The sequence below is a fragment of the Sinomonas sp. ASV486 genome (assembly GCF_030908215.1).
Lineage (GTDB): Bacteria > Actinomycetota > Actinomycetes > Actinomycetales > Micrococcaceae > Sinomonas > Sinomonas puerhi.
Genome location: NZ_JAVFJK010000018.1, coordinates 15,869 through 28,358 on the forward strand (window position 1 = coordinate 15,869; position 12,490 = coordinate 28,358).

The window sequence follows — 12,490 nt, forward strand, 5'->3', positions numbered from 1 at the left end:
GACACGAGACTTCACAGGGCGCGGGATGTCTCGGCGCGGACGGCACGAGCGGGGTTCGGGTCCCACGACCCAGCCGCCGCCCAGACGGCCCGCCTAGAATCGAAGTCATCCGGCCAGGAAGGACCTCCATGACCCCCCAGACCAGCGCCAGCCGGGCCAACCCGGCCACCGAACGCAGCAGCGTTCCGTCTACAGCAGACCGCAGTGGCGCTGACCCGCAGGATTCCGCCGTCCACGTCATGACGCGTGCCAAGCCGTTCGCCTGGCTCCTCCTGATCACGAGCGTGGTCGGCTGGCTCGCCTCGGGCGATCTGGTCCTCGAGAAGCTCGAGAAGCTCATCAATCCGGCTCACACGACGATCTGCGACGTGAATCCGTGGGTCTCGTGCGGCGAGGTCATGAGCACGTGGCAGAGTTCCCTCTTCGGATTCCCGAACATGTTCATCGGCATCGTGGCCTTCGCGGTCACGACCACGGTGGCCATGGCCATCCTCTCGGGGGCGGCGTTCGCACGGTGGTTCTGGATCGGCCTGCAGATCGGCGTCACGCTCGGCTTCGTATTCGTCGTGTGGCTGTGGAGCCAGGCCCTCTACTCAATCGGGATCCTGTGCCCGCTGTGCATGGTCGTGTGGTCGATGATGATCCCGATGTTCGTCTGGACCACAATCCGCAACATCGTCCACGGCATCATCCCCGCGCCGGCCGGTGTGGCCCGTGGCATCGCCGACTGGGGCTGGGTGATCGTGGCCGTCGGCTACGTGGCCGTCATCGCCACGATCTTCTTCCGCTTCCTCCACATGTTCATCCCCTCCACCATGTAGCACTTCGCCGGTATCCATCTCGGATACACGTCCTGCGCGCCTTGAACCCTTTCAGGTACGCGGACGACGACGGCCGGCGCCTTCCACGCGGAAGGCACCGGCCGTCGTCGTACTCGCAATGCCGAACCGGCGCGAGAGCCGTACCCGGAACACCAGGGCGGCTGGCGGGGAGGCAGGGGTCAGGCGGAGAACCAGATGGCGATCTCGCGCTCGGCCGACTCCGGCGAGTCCGAGCCGTGGACGAGATTCTGCTGGACCTTGAGCCCCCAGTCACGGCCGAAGTCCCCGCGGATGGTCCCGGGAGCCGCGACGGTCGGATCCGTGGCGCCGGCGAGCGAGCGGAAAGCTTCGATGACGCGCTCCCCCTCGAAGATCGCCGCGACCACCGGACCGCTCGCCATGAACTCGAGGAGGGGCTCGTAGAAGGGCTTGCCCTCGTGCTCGGCGTAGTGCTCGGCGAGGAGCTCGCGGCCCGGGGTGAGCTGCTCGAGGGCGGCGAGCCGGTACCCCTTCGCCTCGACGCGGGCGAGGATGGCTCCGGTCAGGCCGCGCGAGACGCCGTCCGGCTTGACGAGAACAAGGGTGCGTTCGGTAGTCACAGGTACTCCTGGGTGAAGTCGGCTGGTTTCCTGCCCAGTCTACTGATCACGCCCCCCGGGGTGCTCCCGCTCCCACTCGGCCTGCTCTAGGTCGCGCTGGGCGTTCTCACGGTCGAGCCGAGCGCCCGTGCGGATCGTGAAGAACCAGGTGACGAGCAGCACCGCCCCGACGAGGAACATCATCGGCTCAAAGAACCCAAGCGCGAGGAGGGCCAGCTGGAGGACCCATCCCACCCAGAGGCCCCACGGCCGTGAGACCACGGCGCACGCGAGGATGAACACGACCATGAGCCCGAGCCCGCCGCCGAGGATCGCCCCGGCGCCCAGCTCCCTCCCCCGCAGCCCGAACAGGACGAGGGTCGCGAAGAACACCACGAACGCTTCCATCAGGAGCAGCACCGAGGCGAACATCACCCGGACTGACCGGCGCTTCCTGGGCATCCCCGGCCGCCATTCGCGCTGGGCCCTCGTGAGACCGGCCATCACGCAGCATCCTTCCCAAGCAGCGTCCGGGCCTCGCCGACCACCGTGATCGACCCGGTGATGAGGACGCCCCCGCCGAAGTCGCCCGTCGCGTCTGCGCGCTCGACGGCGTACTCGATCGCGTCGTCGAGCTTCTCGGCGACGCGGATGCTCTCCTCGTCGTAGCCGAGGTCGAGCGCGAGCTCGGCCAGCTCGTCCGCCGGGATCGCGCGAGGCGATGCCGACTGGGTGAAGCAGTACTCGACCGGGAGGTCGGAGAACTCCTCCTGGAGCGTCCGCAGGATCTCCTCGGCGTCCTTCTCGCGCAGCACACCCAGGACGACGACGAGGCCCGAGAAGTCGAAGGCCTCCGTCAGCGCACGGGCGCTCACGCGGATGCCGTCCGGGTTGTGGGCGGCGTCGACGATGATCGTCGGGGACGTCCGGATCACCTCCAGGCGGCCGGGCGAGGACACCTGCTCGAATCCCTCGCGGAGCAGATCGATGCTGAGCTCCTTCTCTCCCCCACCGAAGAAGGCCTCGAGCGCAGCGACGGCGACCGCGGCGTTCTCGGCCTGATGCGCCCCATGGAGCGGCACCGCGAGGTCCTCGTAGCGGCCGGCGAGCCCGCGCACGGTCACGATCTGGCCGCCGACGGCGAGCGCCCGCGATTCGACGCCGAACTCGACGCCCTCGAACCGGTACGGAACGCCGACCTCGCGGGCCTTGTCCAAAAGGATCTGGGCCGCGCCGGCCGGCTGGGCCGCGCTCACGAGGAAACCCCCGGGCTTGATGATGCCGGCCTTCTCCCGCGCGATGTCCTCGACCGTGTCGCCGAGCAGGTCCGTGTGGTCGAGCGAGATCGGCGTGACCACGGAGACCGCGCCGTCGCCCACGTTGGTGGCGTCGGTGATGCCGCCGAGGCCCACCTCGATCACAGCGACGTCGACGGGTTGGTCGGCGAAGACCGCGAAACCGAGGATCGTGACGCACTCGAAATACGTCAGGCGCGGCTCGCCGGCGGCGACGAGTTCGGCGTCGACGATGTCCAGATACGGCGTGATCTCGTTCCAGATCCGCACGAACGCCTCATCGGACACCGGTGCACCATCGATGCTGATCCGCTCCGTCACGCGGGACAGATGCGGGCTCGTGTACCTGCCGGTGCGGAGGCCGTGGGCGCGCAGCCCGGCCTCGATCATGCGGGCTGTGGACGTCTTGCCGTTCGTGCCGGTGATGTGGATGATCGGGAACGCCTTGTTCGGCTCGCCGAGCACGTCCATCGCGCGGAACAGCGGCGCGAGCCTGGGCTCCATCCTGTTCTCCGGCGCGCGGCCCAGGAGGATCCCGTAGACCTCCTCGACCGTGGTCGGCTCCGAGGGGGTACTGGCAGTGTTCTCGGTCACTTGGCCTCCCTTCCGACCGCGAGATTCGCGGCCTGCACACGCTCGACAAGCGCCGTGGCGTCGACGTCCGCCACGAGCAGCTCCAGTTCGAGCGCCAGGGTCTCCCCCTTCACGAGGTCAATGTGGGCCTCGGCCGCGGCGATGACGTGCCTCCTGGCCGTGATGCTCGCCCGGATTCGGTCGCTCACGTCAAGGTCGGCGTCCTTGCGGGCCTGCTGCACCGTGCGGACGAGGTCGCGGGCCAGACCCTCGGCCTCGAGCTCGGGGGTCACCTCGGTGTCGAGGACCACGAACCCGCCGCCCGGCAGCATCGCGACAGCCGCGTGCTCGCCGGCCTTCTCCGGATCCACCACCGTCTCGAGCGTGTACTCGTTCGGCTCGAGGGCGAGGCCGCCGGAGGTGACCGTGCCGTCGTCGGCCACGGACCAGTCCCCCGACTTGGATCCCTTGATCGCCTGCTGCACGCCCTTGCCCAGCCGCGGGCCGGCCGCGCGGGCGTTGACCACGAGCCTGCGCTCGATCCCGAACTCCTCCTCGCTTGCCTCGGCGGCGTCGAGCAGCCGGACGGACTTGAGGTTGAGTTCATCGGCGATCACCGTCTCCGAGCCCTTGAGCGCGTCTGCGCTCGGCACGACGACGGTGAGCGTCCGGAGCGGGAGCCGCACCCGGAGCTTCGCGGCCTTGCGCAGGGACGAACCCGCCGAGCACACGGCCTGCGTGCGGTCCATCTGGGCCACGAGCGCCGGATCGTCGGCGAAGACCGACGCAACCGGCCAATCGGTCAGGTGGACCGAACGCCCGCCCGTGAGCCCGCGCCAGATCTCCTCGGCCACGAGCGGCAGGAGCGGCGCCGCCAGGCGGCAGACGGCCTCGAGCGTCGTGTAGAGGGCATCGAACGCGTCACGGTCCTCGTCGAAGAACCGCTGACGGGAGCGGCGGACGTACCAGTTGGTGAGCATGTCGAGGTACTCGCGCAGCGCGTCGCACGCCGTCGAGATGTCGTAGCCGTCGAGGTGCTCCTGCATGGCTCCCACGAGCCGCCCGGTCTCGGCCATGAGGTAACGGTCGAGCGGGTCGGTGTAGCCGTCATGGCGCAGCGCCGCATCGTAGCCCCCCGGAGCAGCACCGCCGTCGAGCGCTGTGCTGTGCGCTGTGCTGTGCGCGGCGTTCGCGTACATCGTGAAGAAGCTGTACACGTTCCACAACGGCAGGATGACCTGGCGGACGCCGTCCCGGATTCCCTGCTCGGTGACGATGAGGTTGCCGCCGCGCAGGATGGGGCTGGCCATGAGGAACCAGCGCATCGCGTCGGAACCGTCGCGGTCAAGGACCTCGGAGACGTCCGGGTAGTTGCGCAGGCTCTTGGACATCTTCTGTCCGTCCGAACCGAGGACGATCCCGTGGCTGATGACGTTGCGGAACGCCGGGCGGTCGAAGAGCGCGGTCGCGAGGACGTGCAGAAGGTAGAACCAGCCGCGAGTCTGGCCGATGTACTCGACGATGAAGTCCGCCGGGTTGTGGGTCTCGAACCAGTGCTGGTTCTCCATCGGGTAGTGGACCTGCGCGTAGGGCATCGAGCCGGAGTCGAACCACACGTCCAGGACGTCCGCGACGCGCCGCATCGTGGACTGGCCCGTGGGGTCGTCCGGGTTGGAGCGCGTGAGCTCGTCGATGAACGGGCGGTGCAGGTCCGGCTGGCCCTCGTGGTTGAGCGGGAGCCTGCCGAAGTCGGCCTCCAGCTCGGCGAGGGAGCCGTAGACATCGGTGCGCGGGTATTCGGGGTTGTCCGAGACCCAGACGGGGATCGGCGAGCCCCAATAGCGGTTGCGGGAGATCGACCAGTCGCGCGCGTTCTCGAGCCATTTGCCGAACTGGCCATGCTTGACGTTGCCGGGGATCCAGTTGATCTGCTCGTTCAGCTCGACCATGCGGTCCTTGAACTGGGTGACCTGCACGTACCAGGAGGCCACCGCCCGATAGATGAGCGGCTTCCGGCAGCGCCAGCAATGCGGGTAGCTGTGCACATAGCTGGCCTGCTTCAGCAGGCGGCCCTGCTCGCGCAGCACCCTGGTGATGGGCTTGTTGGCGTCGAAGACCTGCTGGCCCACGATCTCCGCGAGCGGAGACGTCGCGTCGGAGGCAAAGAGCGGCAGGAAGCGCGCGCCGTCGTCCACGGACAGGACCACGGGGATGCCCGCGGCCTCACAGACCTTCTGGTCGTCCTCGCCGTAGGCGGGCGCCTGGTGCACGATTCCGGTGCCGTCGGTCGTCGTGACGTAGTCGGCGACGAGGATCTGCCACGCGTTCTGGGTGCCGTGCACCTCGGCGTTCGCGAAGTAGTCCCAGAGCGGCTCGTACCGGACCCCGTCGAGTTCTGTGCCGAGGTAGGTGCGCTCGACAGCTTCGGATGCGGCGGCCGCGTCGTCGTACCCGAGATCCCTCGCGTAGGAGCCGAGGAGATCCTCCGCCAGGAGGAAGCGCGTCCCCGGCGCAAAGGCAGACACGCCCTGCGCCTTCCCCTGCGCGGGTCCCAGGGGCACGACGGCGTAGCGCACCTCTGGCCCGACGGCGAGCGCCAAGTTCGTGGGCAGCGTCCACGGCGTGGTGGTCCACGCGAGCGCGAGGACGCCCGCGAGCTCCCGGGACACCTCGGACTCCCCGGCGACCAACGGGAACGTCACGGTCACCGTCTGGTCCTGGCGGTCCTTGTAGACGTCGTCATCCATGCGCAGCTCGTGGTTGGACAGCGGCGTCTCGTCGTTCCAGCAGTACGGCAGCACGCGGTAGCCGCTGTACGTGAGGCCCTTCTCGTGGAGGGTCTTGAACGCCCACATGACGGACTCCATGTACTCGACATTGAGCGTCTTGTAGTCGTTCTCGAAGTCGACCCAACGGGCCTGGCGCTTGACGTACGCCTCCCACTCATGGGTGTACTTCAGAACCGAAGCCCGGCAGGCTTCGTTGAACTTGTCGATGCCCATCGCGCCGATGTCGGACTTCTGGGTCATCCCCAGCTGCTTCATCGCCTCGAGCTCGGCGGGCAGGCCGTGCGTGTCCCAGCCGAAGCGCCTCTCGACGCGCCTGCCGCGCTGCGTCTGGTAGCGCGCCACGAGGTCCTTCGCGTAGCCCGTGAGGAGGTGTCCGTAGTGCGGGAGCCCGTTGGCGAAAGGGGGGCCGTCGTAGAAGACGAACTCATTGGCGCCGTCGCGCCCTGCGTCGCGGTTGTCGATCGACGCCTGGAAGGTCCCGTCCTCGTCCCAGTACTTGAGGATGCGCTCCTCGAGCTCGGGAAAGCGCACGGCGGTCGACGCCGCGGTGCCCGGCTGGTCGGGGGCCGTCGCGTCTCGTGCGGGTTCTGCAGTGGCCTTGGGGTACACGCTCACTCGGATCCTGGCTCGCTTCATGCTGCTGGATGCGAGGACGGCGTTCACCCGGATCTGCCGGGCGGCACCGCGGTACCACCTCACTTGCCGGCCCTGGGCGCACCAAGGCCAGACCTCTCGTTGACGGCGGTGACGGGCCTGACCGTCCGGTTCTACTGGGCTCTCCCCGTGCCGGGGCTCCCCGCCATCCGGGGAAGGAGCTGTTCTTCCGGAAGCTCACCGGTGATTGCCGGGTCGAAGCTTTGGTGTCAAGTCTACGCACTCCCTTTCGGGTGTGTCGAAAGAAAATATTTCCAATCGCTGGAATAATTCGGCGAAGCCGACCACAATGGAATCAGCTCGTCCCGAAAGGAGTCCATGATGCGAACCATTCCAACCCCTCCGCTGCCGACCCTGGCATCGGCGGCCGATTGGGTAGAAGCGGCCGTCCTCGCCGGGCTCCGCCTCGAGATGGCCCACACGGGCCGCCCCATCCGGCTCCCGCGGTCATCCCGGGTGGCCGCCCGAGCGATCCTTGCCACCGCCATCGACAACGCCGCGCAGCACGCCGACACGTCCGATGCCGTCGCGCTCGAGATCATGTGGCAGCCTGACGGGCTCACCGTCCGGATGGTCAACGTGCCCGGCGAAACGGCCATGGGCCAGATTGTCCGTCCCGGTCGCGGAATCGCCACGATGATGTCCCTCGCGCACCGCGCGGGCGGCTGGCTCCGGGCAGGACTGTGCGCCGATGGCTTCGAGGTCGAGGCCTTCCTCCCGCGAATGCCGTCGAGGCTCACAGCCCTCCTCCTGCCCGCGACCCACCCCGCGCCCGGTCGTCGGCCGCCCCCGCATGCGGCGCTGGCCCGATCGGCCCTCGGGGCATGAGCCCTGAGCGCCTCAACTCCTCGCCGAGTTACGCGCCCCGACGGATGAGCTTATGGGCCGCGGCCTGGGCCACGGGGCGGATCACAATCTCATCGAGATTGATGTGGTGCGGGACCGTGACTGCATAGCGCACGACGTCGGCCACGTCCTCGGCGGTCAGGGGCTCCTCGACACCCGCGTACACCTTCTCGGCAGCGTCGGCATCGCCGCCGAGCCGCCTGAGCGTGAACTCCTCCGTCTTGACGAGCCCGGGGAGAACCTCGATGACGCGGACGTTGTGCTCGGCCTCCTCGAGGCGCAGGGCGCGTGTCATGCCGCGCTCGGCGAACTTGGCGGCGTTGTAGCCGCCGCCGCCCTCGTAGGAGACGAGCCCAGCGACCGAGGTGAGGTTCAGGACCGTTCCCCTGCCGGTCGCCCGGAGCATCGGCAGGAAGGCGCGCGTGATCTTCATCGTGCCGATCACGTTGGCCCGGAGCATCCACTCCCAGTCCTCGGTCTTGGCCTCCGCGATCCAGTCCGTGCCGCGGGCACCACCAGCGATGTTGATGAGGGTGTCCGCGCCGCCGCCCGCCGTGACCGCCTCGAGCAGGCGCGCCACGTCGTCGTCCTCGGCGATATCCGCTGCAACCGGGATCGCTCCGGTCTGCGCCGCGAGCGCTTCGAGCCGCTCCGCGCGGCGCGCAACCGCGTAGACCTGCCAGCCCCCCGCGGCGAGAGCCCGCACGGTCGCCTCGCCGATCCCGGTGCTCGCGCCCGTCACAACGGCGGAACGCTTCTCGTCTTCAGTGCTGTGGTGCGCAGTCGTCATAGGCCCAACCTACCCGCGGCAGAGAACGTGCGGCCAGCAGATCAGAGATCGCCGAGCAGCCCGGCGAGGACCACCGCCTGGTTGTGTTCGGTGTCGTGCGCCGAGTAGACGAGTTCCGCCGTGCTGTGGTCTGCTACTGCCCGCTCGAGTTCTGCGTAGGCCTCGGAGCCCTCCAGCTCAGCGCGGTACTTCGCGGCGAACTCCTCGAAGCGCTCCGGAGTGTGGCCGAACCATTTGCGCAACCCGGTCGAGGGGCCCACCTCCTTGAGCCAGAGGTCGACGGCGGCGGCCTCCTTGCTCAGGCCGCGGGGCCACAGCCTATCCACGAGAATCCTGAAGACGCCCTCCGGGGAAGGCTCGTACACCCGGCGGATCGTGATCCTGGCCATGCTGCCATGCTAGGCCGCTCCGCCCGCACGGGCCATGGACCGGTACCGGTACCGGAACCGGCACGGAAAAGCATGGAACAATCAGTGGCATGCCTGAAGCAGCCATCACGGGTACAGACACGCCCGGCAGCACCCCGACCAACGTCCCCGACAAGCCCGCCCTCGAGGGCCTCGAGACCAGGCTCACGCAGCGCTGGGACTCCGAGGGAACCTACCGGTTCAACCCCGAGACCACCCGCGGCGAGGTCTACTCGATCGACACTCCCCCGCCCACGGCGTCCGGTTCGCTCCACGTCGGGCACATGTTCTCCTACACGCAGGCGGACCTCCTTGCGCGCTACCAGCGCATGACGGGCAAGAACGTCTTCTACCCCATGGGGTGGGACGACAACGGCCTGCCCACCGAGCGCCGCGTGCAGAACTACTACGGCGTCCGCTGCGATCCGGCCATTCCGTACAACGACGCATACCGCCCGCCCGCGCAGCCGGCCAAGAACCAGCGCGACTTCGACGTCGTCTCGCGTCGGAACTTCATCGAGCTGTGCGAGGAACTCGCGGTCGAGGACGAGAAGGTCTTCGAGAACCTGTTCAAGACGCTCGGCCTCTCGGTCGACTGGGACATGACGTACCGCACGATCGACGATGCCTCCCGCGGCGTCGCCCAGCGGGCCTTCCTGAAGAACTTCGCCGCCGGCGACGCATACCTGGCCGAGGCGCCCACCTTGTGGGACGTGACCTTCCGCACGGCAGTGGCCCAGGCGGAGCTCGAGGACCGCGAGGTTCCCGGCGCGTATTACCGCTACGCCTTCACGACGCACGACGGCGACCCCGTGCACATCGAGACCACCCGCCCCGAACTCCTGGCCGCCTGCGCCGCCCTCGTGGCGCACCCTGACGACGAGCGCTACCAGCACCTCTTCGGCACGAAGGTGACCTCCCCGCTGTTCGGCGTCGAGGTAGAGGTGCGGGCGCACCCGCTCGCGAAGCCGGACAAAGGCTCGGGCGTCGCCATGGTCTGCACCTTCGGCGACCTCACCGACGTCACGTGGTGGCGCGAACTCCAGCTCCCCACCCGCGCCATCATCGGACGCGACGGCAGGCTGGCCGGCGAGGCCCCCGAGTGGATCACGAGCGAGGACGGCAAGGCCGCCTACGCCCGGATCGCGGGCAAGACCGCGTTCTCTGCGAAGGAAGCCGTCGTCGAGATGCTCTCCGAGCGTGGGCTCCTCGATGGCGAGCCGAAGAAGATCCTCCACCCCGTGAATTTCTACGAGAAGGGCGACAAGCCCCTCGAGGTCGTCACGTCGCGCCAGTGGTACATCCGCAACGGCGGCCGCGACGAGCATCGCCGCGCCACGTTCCTGGCCCGCGGCCGCGAGCTCGAGTGGCACCCCGCCTTCATGCACTCGCGCTACGACAACTGGGTGGGCGGTCTCAACGGCGACTGGCTCGTCTCTCGCCAGCGCTTCTTCGGTGTGCCGATCCCGGTCTGGTACGCCCTCGACACCGAGGGGAACCCCGACTACGAGAACCCGATCGTCCCGGATGATTCCGCGCTTCCGGTCGACCCTGTTGCCGAAACGGCGCCCGGGTTCGACGAATCGCAGCGTGGTGTCCCGGGCGGCTTCACAGGTGACCCCGACGTTCTCGACACCTGGGCGACGTCCTCCCTCACCCCGCAGATCGTCGGCCGCTGGAGCCGTGACGACGCGTTCTTCGCCAACGTCTTCCCCTTCGACCTGAGGCCGCAGGCCCACGAGATCATCCGCACCTGGCTGTTCTCCACGGTGGTCCGCGGAGAGGAGCTCCACGGCACGGTTCCCTGGAAGCACGCGGCCATCTCGGGCTGGGTCCTCGACCCGGACCGGAAGAAGATGTCGAAGTCCAAGGGCAACGTTGTGGTTCCGACGGACATCCTCGAGGAGTTCGGCGCGGACGCGGTGCGGTACTGGGCGGCCTCGGCCAAGCTGGGCGCCGACACGGCCTTCGAGGTCGCTCAGATGAAGATCGGGCGGCGACTCGCCATCAAGATCCTCAATGCGTCCAAGTTCGTGCTGGGTCTCGGAGCGACGGCGGAGACCGTGCTGACGGATGGCACGGATCCCGTCCTCGTCAACCCTCTGGACCGTGCTCTCCTTGCGCAGCTCTCAGATGTCGTCGAGCAGGCTGGCGAGGCCTTCGCCGCCTACGATCCGGCACGCGCCCTCCAGCTGACCGAGGCGTTCTTCTGGCAGTTCACGGACGACTACGTCGAGCTCATCAAGGACCGCGCCTACGGCGCGCAGGGCGAGGAACAGAAGGCTTCGGTGCTCGCGGCCCTCGCAACGACTCTGGATGCGATCCTGCGGCTCTTCGCACCGGTGCTCCCGTTTGCCACCGACGAGGTGTGGAGCTGGTGGCGTGCCGGTTCAGTGCACCGTGCGGCGTGGCCTGCGCCCGTGCGGGTCGCCGACGGTGACCGCGGCATGCTCCCGATCGTCGGCCAAGCGCTCTCTGGCATCCGCAAGGCCAAGTCCGAGGCCAAGGTGAAGCAGCGCACCGAGGTGCTCACCGCCGTCGTCGCGGCGCCGGCAGAGCTGCTTTCGAAGCTCGAGGCGGGCCTCGGAGATTTGCGCGCCGCCGCTAACGCCCGCACGATCGAATTGCGCGACGGCGCCGGGGAGCTCACCGTGAGCGAGGTCGAGCTCGCGCCTGCGGAGGGCTAGCTGGAGAAGGCTCGGCCGGATCTGGGCACACCGGATCTGGGCAAAGGGGAAGCCCCATCAGCGTATGTCGCGTTGGTGGGGCTTCGACTTTTCGGCTGCTCGGTGACGTTCTCGCAGTCTGGTGGACTCCTCGGCATCCAGGTCTTGCCGTCTCGTCACTGGCGGCCAGTCGCCGGCTTTGCCTGAGGCTGCGCCGATCGACTGTCACTGGGTCTTCGGTTTCCACGTCCTCATCCTTGCGGATGAGGTACCTCCCATTGTGATATCGGCCAAAGCCGGAGGCAAGGGGGTTGCGTGAACTACAGACCGGTAGTTCAGCGGAGTACCCCTTGACGCGGCGTCAGAGGGCCGACGGGCGCTCGGTGCGGGTCCGCTTGAGCTCGAAGAAGTGCGGGAACGAAGCGAGTCCGACGGCGGCGTCCCACAGTTTCCCCGCCTCCTCGCCCCGCGGTATCCGGGTAATGACCGGGCCGAAGAACGCGGTGCCGTTGAAGGCAACGATCGGGGTACCGACGTCTTGTCCCACCCGCTCGATACCGGACTTGTGGCTCGCCCGAAGCTGGGGATCGTATTCGTCCGAGTCTGCGTATCCGGCCAACTCCGCCGGGAGGCCCACCTGCTCGAGGGCCCGACGGATCACCTCCGGCCGGTCGTTGACCTTCTCCTGGTGGATGAGCGTGCCCATGGCGTCATAGAGGGGCTTGATGTTCTCTGATCCGTGGAGCTCAGCCGCCGCGATGATCACGCGCACCGGCCCCCAGTTCTCGTCCATCGCCCGCATGTAGTCATGATCGAGTTCGCGGCCCTCGTTCAGGACCGAGAGGCTCATGACATGCCACTCCGTCTCGATGTCCCGGACCTTCTCTACCTCGCCGATCCACCGCGAGGTCGCCCAGGCGAAGGGACACGCGGGGTCGAACCAGAAGTCGGCCTTCTGCTTCTGCGTGGTCCCGGCCTCGGCCTCGGCTGGAATCTGCACGGAATCTGTGGACATGACGGCTCCTCGAAAAGGCATGAAGAGGCGCGCCCCCGCTCAGGTGCGGGCACGTG

General features: G+C 68.2%; 10 protein-coding genes. 3 read left to right on the forward strand and 7 right to left on the reverse strand.

From position 1 onward, the window contains the following. The first annotated feature begins 128 nt into the window (after positions 1-128). A complete protein-coding gene (locus RBS60_RS19270; RefSeq protein ID WP_307959159.1) occupies positions 129-821 on the forward strand; it encodes a vitamin K epoxide reductase family protein in 693 nt (230 codons plus the stop codon). Positions 822-1,000: 179 nt separating this feature from the next. Here the strand turns inward: RBS60_RS19270 and ndk are convergent, their stop codons facing one another. The 4 genes from ndk to ileS are packed head-to-tail and all read right to left on the reverse strand — an operon-like array spanning position 1,001 to position 6,671. Continuing rightward, positions 1,001-1,420, reverse strand: a complete 420-nt coding sequence (gene ndk / locus RBS60_RS19275; protein WP_307959160.1) for a nucleoside-diphosphate kinase — start codon at positions 1,418-1,420, stop codon at positions 1,001-1,003. Positions 1,421-1,459: 39 nt separating this feature from the next. After that, positions 1,460-1,903 (reverse strand): DUF4233 domain-containing protein, encoded by a 444-nt coding sequence (locus RBS60_RS19280; protein ID WP_307959161.1) that lies wholly within the window; start codon positions 1,901-1,903, stop codon positions 1,460-1,462. After that, a complete protein-coding gene (locus RBS60_RS19285) occupies positions 1,903-3,288 on the reverse strand; it encodes a folylpolyglutamate synthase/dihydrofolate synthase family protein (protein ID WP_307959162.1) in 1,386 nt (461 codons plus the stop codon). Before RBS60_RS19285 ends, RBS60_RS19280 begins: the two co-directional genes overlap by 1 nt. Then, a complete protein-coding gene (gene ileS / locus RBS60_RS19290; RefSeq protein WP_307959163.1) occupies positions 3,285-6,671 on the reverse strand; it encodes an isoleucine--tRNA ligase in 3,387 nt (1,128 codons plus the stop codon). The genes RBS60_RS19285 and ileS overlap by 4 nt, the downstream gene beginning before the upstream one ends. 360 nt (positions 6,672-7,031) lie before the next feature. Here ileS and RBS60_RS19295 point away from each other — a divergent pair, with 360 nt between their 5' ends. Beyond that, positions 7,032-7,538: a hypothetical protein gene (locus tag RBS60_RS19295; protein ID WP_307959164.1), complete on the forward strand. Its 507-nt coding sequence runs from the start codon at positions 7,032-7,034 to the stop codon at positions 7,536-7,538. A 28-nt stretch (positions 7,539-7,566) separates the two neighbouring features. On the opposite strand, the gene RBS60_RS19300 is transcribed toward RBS60_RS19295, so the two are convergent. Both RBS60_RS19300 and RBS60_RS19305 read right to left on the reverse strand, forming a co-directional pair. After that, positions 7,567-8,346, reverse strand: a complete 780-nt coding sequence (locus RBS60_RS19300; protein WP_307959165.1) for an SDR family oxidoreductase — start codon at positions 8,344-8,346, stop codon at positions 7,567-7,569. Between the two features lie 41 nt (positions 8,347-8,387). Beyond that, entirely contained in the window at positions 8,388-8,735 is a 348-nt protein-coding gene (locus tag RBS60_RS19305; RefSeq protein WP_307959166.1) for a DUF488 family protein, read from the reverse strand. A gap of 89 nt (positions 8,736-8,824) precedes the next feature. Here RBS60_RS19305 and valS point away from each other — a divergent pair, with 89 nt between their 5' ends. Then, positions 8,825-11,440, forward strand: coding sequence for a valine--tRNA ligase (gene valS / locus RBS60_RS19310; protein ID WP_307959167.1), 2,616 nt, complete (start codon positions 8,825-8,827; stop codon positions 11,438-11,440). A 340-nt stretch (positions 11,441-11,780) separates the two neighbouring features. On the opposite strand, the gene RBS60_RS19315 is transcribed toward valS, so the two are convergent. Further along, positions 11,781-12,434 carry a DsbA family protein gene (locus RBS60_RS19315; protein ID WP_307959168.1) on the reverse strand — a complete coding sequence of 218 codons (654 nt, stop codon included), beginning with the start codon at positions 12,432-12,434 and terminating at the stop codon, positions 11,781-11,783. Positions 12,435-12,490 lie beyond the last annotated feature (56 nt).